The sequence below is a fragment of the Acidianus brierleyi genome, from assembly GCF_003201835.2.
Lineage (GTDB): Archaea > Thermoproteota > Thermoprotei_A > Sulfolobales > Sulfolobaceae > Aramenus > Aramenus brierleyi.
Genome location: NZ_CP029289.2, coordinates 279,304 through 297,667, shown reverse-complemented (window position 1 = coordinate 297,667; position 18,364 = coordinate 279,304). Strand labels below are relative to the sequence as shown.

The window sequence follows — 18,364 nt, the reverse complement described above, 5'->3', positions numbered from 1 at the left end:
GTATTTTTAAACAATGATGCTAAGAAGTAATATTGATGAAAAATGTGCAGATATGAAGAATATATAGATTTAGAAGAATATCTAGTTTTATCAGCTATTCAATAATAAGGATGTTTTTTGATAAGGGAAACTGTAAAATATCCGTTACCACACGATACTCCAAATTTGTCTTGATTTTTCATTAAGATTATATTATCTATTTTATCATTTTCTTGATATTGTGTAGTTATTAGAACATTTTCTTTGCCTAATGCTATAGGTATTTTATTTATAGCAGAACACCACGAAAAAGACGTAATTCCAGGGATAACCTCATAAGGTTCTAAAAATTTTGCTAGCCTATAGAAAGAACTATAAAATGCCGGATCTCCTAAAGTTAAGTATGCAACTTTATTATAGCCTCTAATATTTTCTATTAGTTTTTTATAAGCTTCCTCACCTTTTCTTATAGGAAGATCAAATTTTATAATATCCTTATTTGCTATAAGATCTTTCACTATGTTATAAGTTATCTTTTTGGAACTAAATGGAACTATTACTACATCAGATTCTTTAATTATCCTATAGGCCTTTAACGTCAATAACTCGGGATCTCCAGGACCAACGCCTATACCAAATAGTTTCATTTTGTTGATCTCCTATATGAGTGGGTAAAGTTCTCAGAATAAAGATTACTGTGCCTTTCAATTCTTTTTAAGCATTCACTTATTAGTATTAATGCCGTTTTATAAATTTTATTTGACTTAACTACTTTATCTATATCTTTTATTACACCAGTTACTATCTTCTGATCTTTCCATCCAGCATGATATACAACCGCAAATGGAAAATCTTCTGGAAAAACTTCTAAGAGTTGCTGCTTCACTTTATCTATTAAATGAATAGAAAGAAAAATTATTATAGACGCATTTTTCGATAATAACAGTTTCTTTTCATAATTTGTTCTATATGGTAATCTAGTTATTATAATACTTTGAGGTCCTTGAGGGCAAGTTAATTCGAGTCCCAATAAAGAAGATGAAAGTTGGAATGAACTTATCCCTGGAATTATTTCCACATTTATACCCTTATTTTCGAGTGAATATATTTGCTCACTAATTGCACCATAAATTGATGGATCTCCATCATGCAAAATTGAGACTTTTTTGTTTTCTAGGAGTCTATTATAAACTTTATCTGTGATTTCATCTATAGTCATTTTAGAGGTATCAAAAGATTCCTTATTTACAAAAAACTCCTTAATTTCAGGACTTATTAATGATCCTGTATAGAAAATGACATCAGATTCTTTAATTATCCTATAGGCCTTTAACGTCAATAACTCGGGATCTCCAGGACCAACACCAATTAGAAAGACCTTCAAAAGCTCATTCGCCTTTCTTATAGTTAACAAGACCTGCTGAAACAGCTGTTGATAAAGTAGGATATATTTCTTGTCCTGCTGGTACTACTATAATTAAACCTCCTTTTTGAGAAATATCTGAAAGAGTTTCTAAGAACCTCAATTGAAGTGCTATTGGATTTTCCTTATAAGATTTTGATGCGTCAGCTAAGATTGTCGATGCTTGTCTCTCTCCTTCACTTAGGATAACTTTAGCTTTTCTTAATCTATCGGCTGCTGCATATTGAGCCATAGCAGTACTTAAATCAGCAGGTAACTTAACATCTCTAACCGTTACCGCTGTTACTTTAACTCCCCAGCCTTCAGTATAACTATCTAATATCTCTTGAAGCTTCTTATTTATTGATTCTCTTTCACTTAAAACCTCATCTAGACTCATTTGCCCTATAATGTCTCTTAGCGAAGTTTGCGCAATATTTACAACGGCTGAATTATAATTGGATATATTCGCTACAGCCTTTATTGTATCCACAACCTTATAGTATACTACAGCGTCTATAGATAGAGTAACGTTATCCTTAGTAATCATAGTTTGCGGTGGAATATCAACGTTATTTATTCTTAAATCTACTACTACGGGTCTATCAACAAAAGGAATAAGAAAAATTATTCCTGGCCCTTTAACTCCCAAAACTCTTCCTAACCTTAAAACTACTGCTCTTTGCCATTCTTTAACTATCCTAAAAGACAGACCTACAAATACAAGAACTATTATTAACAGGAAAACTAAACCTATTATTAAACCTAAATCGCTCATTAATATATATTCAACTTACTAGATTTAAAACTTATATTTAATTAAGATTGCCGATATTAAAACTCCTATTGCAAACGCAGATATATATTCTATAAGAACTAAATTAATGTTATATGTTGAATATCCTTTATATTTTATGTGATTAAAATCTGAACTTAATGCCTTCTTAAAATTGTAAGTTTTAAGGAAATTAGTTAAGCTTTGAAAAGTAGAAATGAATTTTGATGCTATACTTTGAAGTATAGGCGCAGAAGATGATGATAAAGAATAAGCTGTAGCCAAACTAAAATTACCTGGATAATAAATTATATAGAGAGCAGTAGAAGCGTTAGGGAATGTTACAAGTCCAGAAGAATTTGTTATATTTTCATAGCCTACTTTAAAACCTGTTAAAGTAGGATAAAGAACCTCTACTTCCTGGTTTACTAATGGTTTACCATTTATACTGACTTTTACATTCACTGTTTTATTAACTTGAGTAACAGTTATTGATGGAGGTATAGGCCAAAGTATAGAAGGAGTATTATAACCTTTGGAAATAGTAGCAAAAGGATGAAATATATTATCCAGATTTGATGTTACAGAAATTCCATATGCGCTCTCAGCAGTATCTAATCCAACACTAATTGCTGAGGGAACTATAGAAAGTTTATTGGAACTCTCATAAAATAGTTCTTCTGATGCGACTTCGTTTATATATACTGTACTTCCTCCTCCAGGACCTCCCCAAACAAGTTCTAAATCGTTAGGAAGACCGGCTGTAAATCCGCCTAAAGTAAATTCCCCTGGAAAAGGTAATTTCAGATATGTATGAAGTGTATTATTTACTATATAACCGAATTCAAGACCGTTACTAGAATTCATGTAAAGAATTAGAGAAAATGGAGTTTTAAGAATAAAGGAAGGCCCTTGATAACAATATACTCCTAAACCTTCGTAAGTTGTAGTGTTAGGATAATTTTCAAACGGACCAGAAAGATTCCAGAAGTTTACTACCATAGTCACTAGAAATTCTTTAGAGTTAATCTCATGAAATAATGCCACGTTCTGAGCCCAAAATTTTCCATTTAATATTGAATTTAATTGTAATGATGCATTACCAGAAGTTAAATATGCACCATTAGGCAAATAAGAACTACCTATAGACAAGTTATACACGTTTATCACGCCTTCCACAAAATTAGTCAATATACTGGATGTAAATGGAAAGAACGTCATTCCAGTAGGATAAGCTAATGTAGACTGAGAATGAAAGAAAGGAGTATATACTAACGGCAATAATATAATAAGTATCAAAAAGATAGCTTTCATATAGCTATTTATATGTAATTACCAAATAAAAATTTGTGGCTGCACACATAGTTATTCCAATAATAATTATCATAGTAGTACTTATAGCTCTCATAGTTACTGGATACATTTCGGATCCTTTAGTTGATATACCATCGTTCATAATTATTGGATTTATATCATATAGAATATTTTATATAATAATTAAGACTAGAAAAAGAAATTTATTTACATATGTTGGGAAAATTGGAAAAGCTGTTGATAATATATCTCCAAATCAAGGAGGATATATAATGGTAAATGGTGAATATTGGGAAGCAGTATCAAATGAAAACATAGAAGCGGGAGATACAGTAGTAGTTATTGGCATGCAAGGATTAAAACTAGTTGTTAAGAAATCAAATAGTAATGAAGTTGTCGTATAACGCTTTACAAAAATTATATTCGTCTAGTAATTATAGTATAGAAGAAGAAAATTCTATAATAAAGATCTTTTATTATCCACCATCATATTCAGAAGCTTCTGGGATAGAAGAAGATGTAAATAGAACAATAGAAATAACTGGAAAAAAAGAGAATAATTATATCGAGATTATAGATGCAAAAATAATAGAAAATGGAAAGGAAGTAAGAAAGATGGACGATAGTGAATTAGGCTTTTGGATAGAATTCATAGAGGGAGAATAAATGTATTTATTTGCTTATGGAAGTTTAAGATACGGATTTGAATTAAATCATTTCTTAAAAGAAAGCAGATTTGTAGGATACGGTTTTACAGAAGGATTTGAAATGTATGATTTGGGAAGCTATCCAGGTGTAATAAAGGGAGACGGTATTATATGGGGAGAAGTTTATGAAATTAATGACAGTTTACTGAAAACACTGGATGAAGTAGAGGACTATAAGGGTAAGGAAGACGATCTGTACATAAGATACAAAACAAGAGTATTTTTTGATCAGAAAAGAAAATATTACTTGGATGGAGTATATCTTTATGTATATAATCAAGATATCTCATACAGAGACAAAATAGAAAGTGGAGATTACTCTGCATATGTTGGAATGCCTAGAGTAATAAATTACTTTGCTTATGCCGAAAATACCAATATTAAGATATTAAAGGAGAGAGGTGTAAGAAAAATCTTGAAAGAAATAAATGCGGTCCTACCAGGATATAGTATAATATTTAACGTAAAGTGTAAGTATGGATATTGCGCAAATTTAAAAGAAGATCCAGAGGGTAAAGTATGCGGATATATTTACTTAATGATTGAAGACGACTTAAACTCTCTAGACAAAGCTGAAGAGCATCTTATAAAGTATTTTAGAGAAACAGTGAAGGTTTTAGATGAAAACGGTAAAGAATATTTCGCATCAGCTTATGTCTCTGATTATAAGGAAGGCCAAGGTACCCCGAGAGAAGAGTATTTAAACGCAATAAAAGAGGGATTAAGAAGAAAATGGGGAGAATCCTGTAAAAGTTCAGGTTTAACATGATGAGTGAGCCCTGAATTGATAGGTGACGAGATAAAGAACCAGTCTGATTTCGTAAGTATTTAGACTTATTTAAAAAACGCACTTAAAACTAATTGTTGATAGTACTATTATATGAAGAAACTTTCGGAAGCCGAAATAAATTCTTTAATAAAAAATCTAAAAGGATGGACATTAGATAATAATAAACTGAAGAAAGAATTCAAATTCTCCAATTTTAAGCAATCTATTAACTTCTTAGATTTAGTAGAACCGGTAGCTGATAGTATAGACCATCACCCAGACGTCTGTATATATTATAATAGAGTTGTAGTAGAGCTAACAACACATGACGTAGGTGGTCTCTCCGATCTGGACTTTCAATTAGCGGAGAAGATGGACGAATTAAGTGCACACGTTAAAACTTAAGAGTTTTCTACAGCGTTTTTTATCTTTTCTATAGCTTTTTCAAGCCTTTTCTCTTCGTCTTTAACTAAAACTAATTTTCTCTTTAACTCATTGCACAAATTAACTTTAGCAGCAATTTCACTAGCATCTTTTCCTAAATATTTGCTTTTCAATTTTCCTTCTTCCCAATATCTTAGGTAATAATAACTTCTGTTTCCTATTTTTTTAATGTCTATATGTCCATCTGGCAATTCTTTTATTTCTTTTTCTATTTTTTCTCTCTCTTGCTTTATTTCATTCAATCTTTCCTCTATATCTTTTACTTTTTCCCATAGCATCTTATTTCACCTTACTGTATAACTTCAGAGTTTCTTCAATATTCATACCCCATTTCATCTAGAATGTTCTCATCTAAAGCCTTCAATATCTTATCCTTATCTTGTACTTCTACATACTTCTTTATTCCGCCGGCTCTACCTCTATTAAGTAGTTTAATCTTTACTATTCCAAACATATCTAACTCAGAAATAATATCGGAAAATCTTCTATATGATAAAGGGCGTTGCTTTAGCTTATTACAATAATCTGTGTAAATCTTGTGTGCAGTAACTACATCATCAGTATCTAAAACAGATCTTAAAGCTAGTTTATAATGGAATGGAAGAGATTTTATAGCCTCAACTAACCTTTCCTGTTCGTATTCTACTATAGCTTTATCAACATGCTCCTTCTTTATAGACCCTTCGCCAGAGGCTAATTGCGCAGATCTAAATAGAAGATTTACAGCTTTCCTAGCATCGCCGTGTTCCTTAGCAGAAACTGCGGCAATATAAGCTAAGACATTATCAGTATAAGTTCCATTAAAGATACCATACTCAGCATATTTTGCTAATATTTCCTTTAACTGATCTGCGTCATATGGCTTAAATATTACAGACGGACCTAGTGAAGATAATACTCTAGGTTCCATATAATCCCTAACATTTATATCATTACTTATCATTATTACTGATATTTCTGCATCGGAACGTAATAATTGATATAATACTATATCCCCACCTCTTCGTTTCACTAACGTATCTACCTCGTCTAAGTATACTATGGCTTTTTTTCCTTTTACAGAATTTTTTATTTTATCTATATATTCTCCCAGGTTTACACCATGTCTAGGAACGATACCACTACTCAATTTTTCAGCCAAAACAGACAATACAGCTTGAGGAGTACCTCCTACCTCCCTGCAATTAATATAAGCTTGTTTAACTTCTAGATAATCATCGTCCTCTTTTCTAACCTCTTCGATTTCATTAAACATGTATTTAGCTACAAAGGTTTTCCCAGTACCTGTAAGCCCAAGAAACAAATTAGAAAATCTAACGTCGTTTTTGACAAAGTATCTAATTGCTACTGCAGTTTCCCTGATTATATCCTCCCTATAAGGTATGTCAGTAAATACAGACAAAGGGTCAATAAAGACCTTCGGATTTTTAATTACCTCTCCTTTGCCACCTTTTAATGCTTCTCTGATCACAGCAGTTTCAATTGTTTCCTCAGTTAAATCATGTTTCCAATATTATCTAGAGTATAACCTAGGTAATAGCCTGTAATAGTAATACATCATCAGAGAAACCCCCCAGTTTTACAGTACATCTACAGAGTTTCTTTATATAAATTCCCTAATACTCTCTCTGTGAATTTCAACTGTTTCTTGAAGTTTACAGCTCCACTTATCACGACTTTAATTTCATAATTTTAAAATATACAAACTTATATCTTCTTACTAATTTTTTGGTATCTAAAAACAATGCTTCTTTACTCTCTCCGTTATATATATTTGGTAATATCTGGAATGAGGAATTACTGATTATCATTATAATAACGCATCATACATAAATAATATGTTTTGAATATAGTTTTCCAATATTAAAATGTAATAAAAGACTGTTATTCAAAAAATATTAGGGTATATGACTAAAGAAACTTTGCTGTTTTACTGTAAAACTGGGGGGTTAATATATTTATTTTAGCGTGTCAATTATGTTGACCAGTTCACTTGCAAATTCTTTTGTACCAAGTGCTTTTACTCCAAGAAATCTTGCTATATCTTGCGTAACTTTTTTCTCTTCTATTGCAGTATTTATTGCTTTTTCTATAAGATCTGCTGCTTCAGTCCATCCCATAAATCGTAACATTAGTTCTCCTCCTTTGATTATCCCTGTAGGATTAGCTACATTTTTTCCAGCATATTTAGGTGCAGTACCATGTATTGCTTCAAACATTCCGGCGTCGTCTCCAACATTAGCTCCTCCTAAAAGTCCTATATTTCCTATTAGTGCGCCTGCAGCGTCAGAAATGTAGTCTCCATCTACATTTGGAGCTAATATTATGTCGTAATCCTCAGGTCTTGTTATTATCTGTTGAAACATGTTATCAGCTATTCTATCGTTTATTATTATCTTGTCTGATGGATCTTTTCCTTGATTTATTTCGTTTTCGGTTATAGTTTTTTCTCTAAATTCATTTTGGGCAACCTCATAGGCCCAATTCATAAAACTACCTTCTGTATACTTCATTACGTTTCCCTTATGCATTATTGTGACTTTTCTTCTTTTGTTTTCTATAGCATATTTAAAGGCCATTCTAGCTATTCTTTCAGTTTTATATTTACTTATTACTTTTATTCCTATTCCAGTATCATCTTCTATATTTACATTTAGCTCATTTCTTAAGAATTCCCTTATTTTTTTGGCTTCATTCGAATCAAACGGATATTCAATACCTCTATATAAATCATCTGTATTTTCTCTAAAAATTATAAGATCTACTTTTTCTGGATTCTTAAGAGGACTTTCTATTCCTTTTATGTATTTCACTGGGCGTATATTGGCATATAAATCAAGCATTAACCTCATTTCAACATTTACTGATTTCCATCCTTTTCCTATAGGAGTTTGTAGTGGTCCTTTAAGAACTACTCTGTATTTCATTAATGCGTCTCTAGTTTCCTTAGGAAATCTATCTCCAATCAGATTTTGAGCTTTGTCTCCAGCGTATACTTCAACCCACTTTATTTCTTTAGAGCTTCCATAACTTTTTTCTACTGCCTTGTTTATTACTTTTATAGAAGCTTGTGTTATTTCTGGACCTATTCCGTCTCCTTCTATATATAGAACTATTGGTTTATTCGGTGTTATCCATTTACCATCTTTAAAAGATATCTTTTCGCCTTCTTCTGGAAATGTATACATCATTATTTGCATTGCAATATAGTCTTATATTTTCTTATGGTTTTTCAATATCTATAAAAAAATGTAATATACACATAATTATTATATTACAGATTTTACGTGGTAGACTTATCCAAAAACGATCTATCGAAAAGTTTTATCTAATATAATCAATAGTAAAGTAATATGCTAAAAAGTCTGTTAATTGCAGTTATTATTCTCGCTCAAGTAATACCATTAATCTCAACTAATCATATAAATACTTCACTAAATTCGTCTCTTAATTCAAATAGCTATATAACAGTTACGGTCATAGAACAACCAAAAAATTTGGAATTATTACAACTTTATTTAGAAAATCATACAGTATTAAACTCTTCTCAAGTTGAGAAATTATTCGTACCTCAAAGTTCTATAAATAATATTCTTCAATATCTTAAATCATTCAATATAAATGCGAAAAGTTATCTAAATGTTATAGTAGCGTCTGGACAAATGAAAGAATTAGAAAAAGCTTTTAACGGCAAGTTCTATTCTTTAAAATTTAATAATATTACGTATTATAAATTTGAAGGCAATTTACCTAGTTTGCTAGGAAATGCTATAATAATAGGATCAAATGTTACTCAGGCCATATTTAAGAGACCTGATACGTTATATAATGTTACTCAAGCAGTAGCTTTCTCAGTAGTTACTCCAAAAGATATAAGATTAGCCTATAATGTAACTCCGTTATTAAGAGAAGGAATAGATGGAAATGGTACGAATATAGGTATATTAGACTTTTACGGGGATCCTTATATTTCTCAGCAATTAGTACAATTTGATAAATTATATAATATTTCAAATCCACCAGTTTTTAAAGTAGTGCCTATAGGTCCGTATAATCCTAATGATGGAATATTAAATGGATGGGCTTTAGAAATTTCCTTAGATGTTGAATATTCACATGAGATAGCTCCCGATGCAGGAATATATTTGTACGTTGCTAATCCAAGTATATCTTTGCCTGCCGCAATAGCTTATATAGATCAACAAGATAAAGTTAATGTAGTTTCTGAGAGCTTTGGAATACCAGAAATATATTTTGACTTAGGAATACTTTCAATATCTTGCATTCAGAGTCTAAACTATGAGTATTGGTTAGGCGAAGTAGAAGGTATAACTTTTGTGGCTGCTAGTGGAGATTATGGAGGAGATGGTTATAATTATTATCTATTTCCCAAGGGAAGCTTACTTTTCCCAGCTTCAGATCCATATGTTTTAGCTGCGGGTGGTTCTTCACTCTATATTTCTGGTAATTCTTCAGTACAGACAGCATGGAGTGGAGAGAGTGTTTACGGTGCAACTACTGGTGGTTATAGCTCAATATTTCCATCACCTTGGTATCAAGGAGCACAAGGATTTAGAGAAGTACCAGATTTAGTAGCAGACGGAAATCCATATACTGGTGTTCCAGTATTATATTATTATAACGAAACTTACTTGATAGGAGGTACTTCAGTAGCAAGTCCAACTATTTCTGGAATAATAGATTTAGCAACACAGATTCATGGCAAACTAGGTTTTATAAATCCTTTAATATATAAATTGAATAATACTAAGGCAATTACTCCAATTACTTTTGGTTATAACACACCATACGCTGTTAGCAGTCAGTATAACCCAGTAACAGGTTTAGGATATATTAATGCTGGATACTTCGTAAATATGATAAGTTATAAGCCGCAAATATCTGTAGCCGTTCAAAATGAGTCATACTTAGATGGTCAGACTGTAAGTGTAATTGCTAAGGCTCCCTACTATTTCCATCTAAAGGGTTACGTATATAATGGAAAATCTATAATTAAGGAGTTTCCGTTGTATTTTAATGGAACGTATTGGGTTGGAAACTTTACTGCAGAAGGTAGTGGAGTTCAAGAAGTTATAATATCTGGTGATAATGAGACTAGTGGAACATATATAGTTGTCGGTCTTCAAGCAGAATTCCTTTTGCCAGAAGTCGGAATCTATTATCAGCCTGGAGGAATCCCTATCTTAGTTCAGTTACTTTATCCTAATGGATCTGTAGCAGAACCTGATGCAAATTATACTGCAAAAATACTTTCATATAATCCACTAAATAATACATTTACTAATGTTACTTTAGTAAGTCTTTCAAAAGTTAGAATAATAGATATATCATTATTTGGAATAAATATTACAAGTCCAAAATATATTTATGGAATATATAATATTAGTAAGAATATTGGAGGTAACTATTTGGTTAGTATTAATAATACCTTTGGTTTTGATGAATTTGTAGAAGGGATATATGTAGTTCCTTATATTATTCCTTCAGTCTTTACTGAACCAACAACTGCTTCGCCTGGTTCCAATATTACCATAGGAGTACTGGCAGAAACTGTAGGTTCTCCAAACGTGTCAGTATATTTCTATAGACATGGTGAGTTAATGTATGAAACTCAAATTAACTCTATATGTATAGATAATAATCAATATTATCTCAGTAATATAAAAATACCGAATAATCTAACTAAAGGTTATTATACCATAATAGCAAGGGCTAATTACTCAAATAACGGCTATACGGATTCTGGAATAGGATTTACTCAAATATATATATCGTCAAATTCTCTATCATCATTAATTTACGAGCATCCGAAGGTTGTTCTACAGGGAACAAATATTATTTTAGAAGCAAAGATTACTTATCCTAATGGTACTCTAGTGAAATACGGAGCATTTACTGCTGTGCTATTACCATCGTTTTTATCGCAAAATTTTGACTCATTAAGTGATAACTATGCATATCCATTATCGTATCATAATGGAATATGGTTAGCCAATATTAGCGTAATTAATGGTTCTATATCTAACTCATTAGGTCTTTCTCAAGAAGCTGTATCTTCTAACTGGTACATCTACGTTTTTGGAGTATCTGCTTCTGGCTATCCAACATATTTACCATCTACCGTTAATTTTAATACACTAAATATAATTCCAGAAATACCGCAATCTACATTTATTTTATTGCCATATACATATATAAAATACTTCAATGGAAGTTACGCGTATGATGATTATATTGATTATGCTAGAATAGTTAATCATAATGCAACCATTATAAACTCAATTGTAAAAAATATTACCATAGTTAACGGTAGCGTAACACTGATAAATACTCAACTATATAATTATTCAGTTAGTAATGGAACTATAATATTTAATGGAACAATAAAGCCCTATCATAGCAATATAGTATATCCTCAAAATTTTGCATCAATACCTAATAGTTCAAGTAATACAGAATTGAAACATGTCTCAGTTTCAATTAGTTTATCAACGATTTTATCACTAGTTGTGGTAATAATATCGACTATAATAACTATATATTTAATCAAAAAATCGAAACCTACTTGACCTCCGTTATTATGCCAATCCAGTTTTCTTCCTCGTACATAATATACTGAACATGTAAGCGAATTTTTTTTGTTGTAATCTTTGTTCTAACTTTTAGTGTGTATATAAAATAGTATATGTTTCCATCAGTCTCTATTTCAGCTCTTTTGGGGAACTCTATCTCGTAACCGTACTCTTCCGCTAGAGTTTGAATTTTAGTAGTTATACTAGTTATTATGCTCTTTATTGTCTCACCATATATAGGCTCAAACGTTAAACTTCTTAATTCTTCTTTGAATGCAGTAATACTCTCTCCCTTTGAAAGCTTTTTTCGTCTACTCTCTGTTCTAGTTTTCACAAAAGAAGTCTTGTATAGAATCATATAAGTACTTATCTACTAATGAAACAACCTACTTCATAAAAATATGATATTATTCAATCATTAAAAATTAATTATTAATAAATTTGATATGGATTATCTTACTCTTACAAAATATTAAAGCTATATTAGCTTAAATATTTAAGTTCATTATATACTACGATTCTTTAATAGCATATACAGATAGAAAGACTTATACATTGATGTTTATTAAGAAAAAAATTAATAAAGTATTTTAATCAATATAATTTGCTTCTGCTTTTATTATATTATAAATGTTGGTAATTTCTTTTTCGTAATCTGTTGAAGGATTTTCCTTTATTTCAGATTTCTCGACGTAATTTATAGCGTCTCTTATACCTTGATCTATAACTATTTTATCGAATAAGAAAGTTTTTTCTGCAGCTAAATAGAAAATATAATTGGAATATTCTTTAATAAAATCTTCGAATTTATTAGATAAAGCAATAGCCTTAAGGCTGTTGTTTTCATTTATTGTTTTAGCCCATGGATAATTTTTCCTTAACTCTTCCATAACAGTACTATTGAATGCAATACTTTGAAATAACCTAGCTATGTCTTCTTTATTATCTCTTACTCGTCTTTCTACTATATCTTTAATAAAAGGTGTTAAATCTGTATCAATGTTATCAATGCTCATAGTAGGGTATGGATATATAGATTCTTGTTTTGCTACCTGCTCTATAGCATAATATACCCCTTCTAATTCTTTATTAACTAACTTATGTGGAACGTTATATTCATTATTTATAAGAAAATATGAACTTCCTAAAATAGTATAGATGTCTAAAGTAACTAATAATTGAAACTCCTCATTATATCCAGGCTGTGAAAATTTTGGGAAATATTTTTTCTTTAAGTACAATAAAGGCCAGTTTCTAAGCGAAATTAAAATAGGCGGTTTTGAATAATATAAAGAAATGTAATATCCGCCATTAAGTCTTTTATATACGTAAGTTGCTTTATCCTTCTCTATTCCTAGAGCTTCTGATAATGCTATATAATCCATTTTTAAACCTCAGTGTATTTTATTCTTCACCCTTCTGCTAAGGATGAGATCATCATTAAAGAAATAAGAAGTTACAACTAAAAAAGTTAATTTATTCTATGTAGCCTTTTTCCTTTAATAGTTCTGCAGATAAAATCCCTCCTCCAGCTGCACCTCTTATTGTATTATGTATCAATGAAACCATTCTTATTGTTCTATTGTTTATTTGCTTTAATCTTCCTACTACTATGCTCATACCGGGAGGATTTCCTGCCCATCTATCAAAATAGACCTGCGGTCTATTATCTTCATTCATGGTTATAATTGGTTTTTCTGGAGCTGTAGGTAATTTAAGATCTTGAGGTTCTCCTCTAAAGTTATCTAATACTTCTCTTACTTTGCTTACTTCTGTATCCTCTTTAAAAGTTACATAAGATACCTCATAGTGCCCATGGATAGTAGCTATTCTGTGTGTAGTTGCTGCTAATGAAACTTCTTGCATTGAAGGTTCTCCAATATTTCGTTTTACCTCGCCTAATATCCTGGTAACTTCTTTAATGGTTTTAGCATCATATGCATCGCCTAGAGGAAGTATATTATCCACAATATCTAAAGAAGGGATACCTGGATAACCGGCACCAGATAAAGATTGAATTGTAGTTATATAAGCACCGTTCATCTTAAAATTCATGTATATTGGCGATAATGGTATCGCCGCACCTTGGGCAGTGCATAATGGAGTAGTTACTATAAAACCTTTCCAGTCTCTTCTTTTCTTCTGTTCGTCTATTAATGACACTGTGTGAGGATTTACTTCAGGAATTAATAATGGTACATCAGGATCAAATCTATGATCAGGCGAATTACTTATTACTGGAAAACCTAATTTTGCAAACTGTTCCTCTACAGGGCCTGCAGCTCCTTGAGGTAATGGAGAAAAAATAATATCTACATCGTCCATAAGCTTAGGATCAGTAGGCTTTACTTCCATATCTCTTACTTCTTTAGGAACTTGACCTACTGTTTGCCACCTTACTATCTCTCCATAAGGTCTACCTACCGAATTTTTCCCTGCTAAGTACGCGGGTTTTATATAAGGATGTTCAGAAAGCATTCTAGCGTATTCAATTCCTACTAAGCCAGTAGCACCTAATATTGCGGCTTTTAGGATTCTTTTCATGGTTAATCTAATACTTTATAGATTTCTGGAATATAAACTTACTTTAAAAATATAAGTTCTACAATTTATCTAATGTTAATGTTAAATATATTTAAAATTCAAAATACAATAAAACGATAATAAAAATAACTTAAAAATAAACAATATAGAAAAAATTACACAGTAAGAACTGCGCCTTTTGAAGACGATGATACTAGTTTAGCGTATTTAGCTAGTAATCCAGTCTTATATTTAGGCTCTGGTGGAACCCAGTCTTTAGCTCTAGACTTTATTTCTTCTTCTGATAAATCTACGTCAAGTCTTCCGTTGTTTGCATCTATAACTATTGTATCTCCATCTTCAAGAAGTGCTATAGTACCTCCTACTATAGCTTCTGGAGCTACATGCCCTACCATTATGCCTCTAGTAGCACCTGAGAATCTACCATCTGTGATTAAAGCTACTTTCTCTCCTAAACCTTGTCCTACTATTGCGCTAGTTACCGCAAGCATTTCCCTCATACCAGGTCCGCCTTTTGGTCCTTCATATCTTATTACTACTACGTCTCCTTCTTCTATTTTTTCTTTTATTACTGCATTAAATGCCTCTTCTTCTGAATTAAACACTCTTGCAGATCCCTTATGGTATTTAACTTTGCTTGCAGATACTTTAATTACAGCTCCTTCTGTAGCTAAATTTCCCTTTAAGATCCTAATTCCTCCAGTAGGATTATATGGATTAGCAATTTCTTTAACAATACTATCATATTTTATATTTGGCAATTTAAACTCATCTAAATTCTGCTTAACTGTTTTCCCAGTAACTGTAATAATATCACCGTGAATTAATCCTGCATCCAAAAATTTTCTCATTATTAAAGGAGCTCCTCCAACTTTATCTAAATCTGCCATTACGTATTCTCCGCCAGGCTTCATGTTAACAATTTCTGGAACTTTTTTGCTTATTCTATCAAAATCATCTAATGTTAAGTTAACTCCGGCTTCGTATGCTATAGCTAATAAGTGTAATACAGCGTTTGTGGATCCTCCAGAGGCCATTAAAACTGCAATTGCGTTTTCAAAAGCTTCAAATGAAAGTATGTCTCTAGGCTTTAAATCTAGCTCCATTAGTTTTAGTAATGCTTTTCCAGTCTCTTTAGCGTATCTAACTCTTGCAGAATCTACTGCCGGAGGAGACGCACTACCAGGTAAGGATAATCCTAATGCCTCAGTCATAAGGGCCATGGTATTTGCAGTATAAAGTCCTCCGCAAGTTCCTGGGCCAGGTATAGCATTATCTTCCATTATTCTTAGATCTTCTGCAGAAATTTTTCCGCTAGAATAAGAACCAACTGCCTCATAAACATCTCCTATAGCTATATTTTTCCCTTTATAATATCCTGGTAATGTTGTTCCACCATACATTATTATTGAAGGAATGTTTAAGCGTGCCATAGCCATCATTAAGCCTGGTTGAGTTTTATCGCATCCACCCACTGCAACGAAACCATCGTATCCATGTGCGTTTACAGTAAGTTCGACAGTATCAGCTACTACTTCTCTACTTACTAGCGAATATTTCATTCCTTCGCTACCCATAGCTATTCCGTCTATGACTACAGGAGTAGTAAATACTCTTGGTGTACCTCCTGCTTCTCTTACTCCTTCTCTTACTACATTGGCTAAGCCTAAAGTGTGTATATTGCATGGTCCTGCTTCATTCCATGCAGTTGCTATTCCTACCAGTGGTTTAGAATTTATATCGTCGTCTGTCAGTCCCATAGCTTTCAGAAATGCTCTATTGGGAGCTTTTTCAAAACCTCCATAAACTTTTTGGGAACGAGACTTTTTTATCATGGTAAAATATCCTAATGTGCAGATTTATATAAGCATTCATATTTCTTATTTTATGATAATTTGCACTACAGTAGATAAGAACTTAAGGTTAATGGAATTTTCAAGAGCAGAATATATTATCCTTTATGATCTTGATAAAAAAGAGATAATTGAAAAGAAACCTAATCCAGCAATGTGGGCTAAAATTAAAAGACCGGCAGTAGCCAGAGAATGTGTTAGGGCAAAACCAGATATAGTCTTAGCTCCTCATGGTTCTACATGCTTTCCCTCTTACAGGATTTTTAAAACAGCCCATCTCAAAGTAGTTGTAGATAATAACGGTAAAAGACTAAACGAAATTGATCCGTGGGGACTGAATATGAAAGAAGTTATTTATTCTAGTTTTGTTGCAATTTTTGAAAGATTTCACCGACTCATGAATTGAAGTATATCATGGATTATATTATCTACTCTTTTGAGAATATCGATGTGATTTATAAGGAACATTTTACCTCCTTCAGTAAGTCTATAGTATTTTTTATCCTCTTTATCATAAGTTTCTAAAATACCGTTATTTACCATTCTTTTAAGTGTAACGTATATTAACCCCTGAGGAACCTTTTTTTGATTTATTTCCTCTAATTTCTTTTTTATTTGATAGCCGTACATATCTCCATATCTATAAAGAATGTAAGCCACTATAATTTGCAATAATCCTTTTAGAACCATGAATTTTGGCGATTCTTTGTAGTTCATCGAAAACTTATTACATAATATATTTAAAATCTTTTCCATATTATTTCATCCTGACGTGCTCCAATCATCGTTCAGTAAAGACCAATTTAATCATTCATTAATACTTATTTTATAATGAATATTTATATTTTACCTACTTTAATAAGTATAATAACACCTACTACCAATATTATTCCAAACAATATTAGAGGAAAGTATGTTTCCAGATCTTGTGAAATTGGAGGTATAGTTGTAATAGGCTGTTGTTCTTGAGTTATTACTACATTGATATTGTTTTTGGTTCCATTAAGTGAATATAAAGTACCATTAATAAAATATATTGTAACAGGAATAGTATATTTGCCTAGAGCATCAAAATAACCGCTATATATTTCTGCAGATTTCCCGTTTATTATTGTGTTTTTAATAAATGATATTTTTGATGTATTAAATGCATTATAATTAATAGGCAAGGGATAAGGATTAGTTGTATTTACAGTGTATGTTTTTAATTGATAAAAGTTATTTCCTGTAATAGTTAAATTAAATACTATATTAGTTGTATTTTGATATAATATACTAAAATTGTAATCATATGTATATAAAGTGTTATTAACATTGATTGTTACCTGATAAAGCAATGAATGAGATGGTTGTGCCAACGTTAATAGCAATAAGAGTAACGTTAACATAAGTCTAAACTATTTTTCAGTAATAAAAAATCTATTCATTAGATAGTATTGCTATCCTTTATAATATTTTCAATAGATTTACATTTTTGGAAACTTCGTAGAAATATCTGTTTCTTTTATCTTTATTGCACGTTATCATTCCAGCTTTCTCTAGTAATTCTAAATGGTATTTAACTGTTGAGTAGTTTAGATCTAATCTCTTAGACAAATCATATGCAGTAGAAGGTCTCTTAGATAGTTCTTCTAATATTTTCTTACGGGTTTCCCAACCTTTTCCTTCTATTATTTCGTCAATTTTTGTTATCATAAATAATGGCTTAACATAATGTATATTAACTCTAGGCTTTAGAAAGTATAATAAAACTTATTTTATCCAAGCTAAAATCAATTTATTTAATGTTCTAATATTTTTATTCGCCAAATTTACTCCGATTATTATTTAAATAAATACTTTACTATATTTTTATACAGATTAAATATGATAAGAACTAATAACAATAGAATACTTATTATGTAAAAATTTCCATGCAGTTCTAAAAGTAGCAGTAATAAAACTGATATTGGAATAAATATCCTATCAGTATAACTACTGATTA

At 31.2% G+C, this 18,364-nt stretch carries 20 protein-coding genes; 6 read left to right on the top strand and 14 right to left on the bottom strand.

The window, feature by feature from the left end; genetic code table 11:
- Positions 1-98 precede the first annotated feature (98 nt).
- Genes DFR85_RS17445 through DFR85_RS17430 form a run of 4 tightly spaced genes read right to left on the bottom strand, consistent with a single transcriptional unit; the run spans position 99 to position 3,470 of the window.
- Entirely contained in the window at positions 99-626 is a 528-nt protein-coding gene (locus tag DFR85_RS17445; protein WP_110269389.1) for an SAM-dependent methyltransferase, read from the bottom strand.
- A complete protein-coding gene (locus DFR85_RS17440) occupies positions 623-1,363 on the bottom strand; it encodes a cobalt-precorrin-4/precorrin-4 C(11)-methyltransferase (RefSeq protein ID WP_246252967.1) in 741 nt (246 codons plus the stop codon). Before DFR85_RS17440 ends, DFR85_RS17445 begins: the two co-directional genes overlap by 4 nt.
- A 4-nt stretch (positions 1,364-1,367) precedes the next feature.
- The gene (locus tag DFR85_RS17435) at positions 1,368-2,159 is read right to left on the bottom strand and encodes a slipin family protein (RefSeq protein WP_110269388.1); all 792 of its coding nucleotides are present in this window, start codon (positions 2,157-2,159) and stop codon (positions 1,368-1,370) included.
- A gap of 24 nt (positions 2,160-2,183) precedes the next feature.
- Complete coding sequence (locus tag DFR85_RS17430; RefSeq protein ID WP_246252966.1) at positions 2,184-3,470, bottom strand: thermopsin family protease; 1,287 nt, start codon at positions 3,468-3,470, stop codon at positions 2,184-2,186.
- A 35-nt stretch (positions 3,471-3,505) separates the two neighbouring features.
- Here DFR85_RS17430 and DFR85_RS17425 point away from each other — a divergent pair, with 35 nt between their 5' ends.
- The 4 genes from DFR85_RS17425 to DFR85_RS17410 all read left to right on the top strand — a co-directional run bounded on the left by DFR85_RS17425 (position 3,506) and on the right by DFR85_RS17410 (position 5,351).
- Positions 3,506-3,874: an NfeD family protein gene (locus tag DFR85_RS17425; protein ID WP_110269386.1), complete on the top strand. Its 369-nt coding sequence runs from the start codon at positions 3,506-3,508 to the stop codon at positions 3,872-3,874.
- Entirely contained in the window at positions 3,858-4,136 is a 279-nt protein-coding gene (locus DFR85_RS17420) for a hypothetical protein (protein ID WP_110269385.1), read from the top strand. The genes DFR85_RS17425 and DFR85_RS17420 overlap by 17 nt, the downstream gene beginning before the upstream one ends.
- Positions 4,137-4,946, top strand: coding sequence for a gamma-glutamylcyclotransferase family protein (locus DFR85_RS17415; RefSeq protein WP_110269384.1), 810 nt, complete (start codon positions 4,137-4,139; stop codon positions 4,944-4,946). It begins immediately after the preceding gene.
- A 111-nt stretch (positions 4,947-5,057) separates the two neighbouring features.
- The gene (locus tag DFR85_RS17410) at positions 5,058-5,351 is read left to right on the top strand and encodes a 4a-hydroxytetrahydrobiopterin dehydratase (protein ID WP_110269383.1); all 294 of its coding nucleotides are present in this window, start codon (positions 5,058-5,060) and stop codon (positions 5,349-5,351) included.
- Here DFR85_RS17410 and DFR85_RS17405 read toward each other — a convergent pair.
- The 3 genes from DFR85_RS17405 to DFR85_RS17395 form a co-directional block, all read right to left on the bottom strand.
- A complete protein-coding gene (locus tag DFR85_RS17405) occupies positions 5,348-5,668 on the bottom strand; it encodes a DUF6788 family protein (RefSeq protein ID WP_110269382.1) in 321 nt (106 codons plus the stop codon). The two genes, DFR85_RS17410 and DFR85_RS17405, sit on opposite strands and share 4 nt — an antisense overlap.
- Before the next feature lie 35 nt (positions 5,669-5,703).
- Positions 5,704-6,861, bottom strand: a complete 1,158-nt coding sequence (locus DFR85_RS17400; RefSeq protein ID WP_110269381.1) for a Cdc6/Cdc18 family protein — start codon at positions 6,859-6,861, stop codon at positions 5,704-5,706.
- A 487-nt stretch (positions 6,862-7,348) separates the two neighbouring features.
- Positions 7,349-8,578, bottom strand: coding sequence for an NADP-dependent isocitrate dehydrogenase (locus DFR85_RS17395; protein WP_110269380.1), 1,230 nt, complete (start codon positions 8,576-8,578; stop codon positions 7,349-7,351).
- Positions 8,579-8,743: 165 nt separating this feature from the next.
- Between DFR85_RS17395 and DFR85_RS17390 the strand changes: the two genes are divergently transcribed.
- Complete coding sequence (locus tag DFR85_RS17390) at positions 8,744-11,980, top strand: S53 family peptidase (RefSeq protein WP_110269379.1); 3,237 nt, start codon at positions 8,744-8,746, stop codon at positions 11,978-11,980.
- Here the strand turns inward: DFR85_RS17390 and DFR85_RS17385 are convergent.
- The 4 genes from DFR85_RS17385 to ilvD all read right to left on the bottom strand — a co-directional run bounded on the left by DFR85_RS17385 (position 11,973) and on the right by ilvD (position 16,362).
- Positions 11,973-12,317: a hypothetical protein gene (locus tag DFR85_RS17385; RefSeq protein WP_110271744.1), complete on the bottom strand. Its 345-nt coding sequence runs from the start codon at positions 12,315-12,317 to the stop codon at positions 11,973-11,975. The two genes, DFR85_RS17390 and DFR85_RS17385, sit on opposite strands and share 8 nt — an antisense overlap.
- A gap of 256 nt (positions 12,318-12,573) precedes the next feature.
- Positions 12,574-13,368 carry a hypothetical protein gene (locus DFR85_RS17380; RefSeq protein WP_110269378.1) on the bottom strand — a complete coding sequence of 265 codons (795 nt, stop codon included), beginning with the start codon at positions 13,366-13,368 and terminating at the stop codon, positions 12,574-12,576.
- Between the two features lie 91 nt (positions 13,369-13,459).
- The gene (asd, locus tag DFR85_RS17375; protein ID WP_110269377.1) at positions 13,460-14,527 is read right to left on the bottom strand and encodes an aspartate-semialdehyde dehydrogenase; all 1,068 of its coding nucleotides are present in this window, start codon (positions 14,525-14,527) and stop codon (positions 13,460-13,462) included.
- A gap of 155 nt (positions 14,528-14,682) precedes the next feature.
- The gene (ilvD, locus tag DFR85_RS17370; RefSeq protein ID WP_110269376.1) at positions 14,683-16,362 is read right to left on the bottom strand and encodes a dihydroxy-acid dehydratase; all 1,680 of its coding nucleotides are present in this window, start codon (positions 16,360-16,362) and stop codon (positions 14,683-14,685) included.
- Between the two features lie 52 nt (positions 16,363-16,414).
- On the opposite strand from ilvD, the gene DFR85_RS17365 reads away from it, so the two are divergent.
- Entirely contained in the window at positions 16,415-16,786 is a 372-nt protein-coding gene (locus tag DFR85_RS17365) for a NifB/NifX family molybdenum-iron cluster-binding protein (RefSeq protein WP_110271743.1), read from the top strand.
- Here the strand turns inward: DFR85_RS17365 and DFR85_RS17360 are convergent.
- The 3 genes from DFR85_RS17360 to DFR85_RS17350 form a co-directional block, all read right to left on the bottom strand.
- Positions 16,768-17,097: a PadR family transcriptional regulator gene (locus tag DFR85_RS17360; RefSeq protein WP_110269375.1), complete on the bottom strand. Its 330-nt coding sequence runs from the start codon at positions 17,095-17,097 to the stop codon at positions 16,768-16,770. The genes DFR85_RS17365 and DFR85_RS17360 overlap by 19 nt on opposite strands.
- Before the next feature lie 122 nt (positions 17,098-17,219).
- Entirely contained in the window at positions 17,220-17,768 is a 549-nt protein-coding gene (locus tag DFR85_RS17355; protein WP_110269374.1) for a hypothetical protein, read from the bottom strand.
- A gap of 58 nt (positions 17,769-17,826) precedes the next feature.
- The gene (locus tag DFR85_RS17350; RefSeq protein ID WP_110269373.1) at positions 17,827-18,075 is read right to left on the bottom strand and encodes an ArsR/SmtB family transcription factor; all 249 of its coding nucleotides are present in this window, start codon (positions 18,073-18,075) and stop codon (positions 17,827-17,829) included.
- Positions 18,076-18,364 lie beyond the last annotated feature (289 nt).

Excerpts from the sequence above, each read along its gene's own strand:
- DFR85_RS17445 (WP_110269389.1), bottom strand. The coding sequence starts at position 626 with ATGAAACTATTTGGTATAGGCGTTGGTCCTGGAGATCCCGAGTTATTG.
- DFR85_RS17435 (WP_110269388.1), bottom strand. The coding sequence starts at position 2,159 with ATGAGCGATTTAGGTTTAATAATAGGTTTAGTTTTCCTGTTAATAATA.
- DFR85_RS17430 (WP_246252966.1), bottom strand. The coding sequence starts at position 3,470 with ATGAAAGCTATCTTTTTGATACTTATTATATTATTGCCGTTAGTATAT.
- DFR85_RS17420 (WP_110269385.1), top strand. The coding sequence starts at position 3,858 with ATGAAGTTGTCGTATAACGCTTTACAAAAATTATATTCGTCTAGTAAT.
- DFR85_RS17415 (WP_110269384.1), top strand. The coding sequence starts at position 4,137 with ATGTATTTATTTGCTTATGGAAGTTTAAGATACGGATTTGAATTAAAT.
- DFR85_RS17410 (WP_110269383.1), top strand. The coding sequence starts at position 5,058 with ATGAAGAAACTTTCGGAAGCCGAAATAAATTCTTTAATAAAAAATCTA.
- DFR85_RS17405 (WP_110269382.1), bottom strand. The coding sequence starts at position 5,668 with ATGCTATGGGAAAAAGTAAAAGATATAGAGGAAAGATTGAATGAAATA.
- DFR85_RS17395 (WP_110269380.1), bottom strand. The coding sequence starts at position 8,578 with ATGTATACATTTCCAGAAGAAGGCGAAAAGATATCTTTTAAAGATGGT.
- DFR85_RS17390 (WP_110269379.1), top strand. The coding sequence starts at position 8,744 with ATGCTAAAAAGTCTGTTAATTGCAGTTATTATTCTCGCTCAAGTAATA.
- DFR85_RS17380 (WP_110269378.1), bottom strand. The coding sequence starts at position 13,368 with ATGGATTATATAGCATTATCAGAAGCTCTAGGAATAGAGAAGGATAAA.
- asd (WP_110269377.1), bottom strand. The coding sequence starts at position 14,527 with ATGAAAAGAATCCTAAAAGCCGCAATATTAGGTGCTACTGGCTTAGTA.
- ilvD (WP_110269376.1), bottom strand. The coding sequence starts at position 16,362 with ATGATAAAAAAGTCTCGTTCCCAAAAAGTTTATGGAGGTTTTGAAAAA.
- DFR85_RS17365 (WP_110271743.1), top strand. The coding sequence starts at position 16,415 with ATGATAATTTGCACTACAGTAGATAAGAACTTAAGGTTAATGGAATTT.
- DFR85_RS17360 (WP_110269375.1), bottom strand. The coding sequence starts at position 17,097 with ATGAACTACAAAGAATCGCCAAAATTCATGGTTCTAAAAGGATTATTG.
- DFR85_RS17355 (WP_110269374.1), bottom strand. The coding sequence starts at position 17,768 with ATGTTAACGTTACTCTTATTGCTATTAACGTTGGCACAACCATCTCAT.
- DFR85_RS17350 (WP_110269373.1), bottom strand. The coding sequence starts at position 18,075 with ATGATAACAAAAATTGACGAAATAATAGAAGGAAAAGGTTGGGAAACC.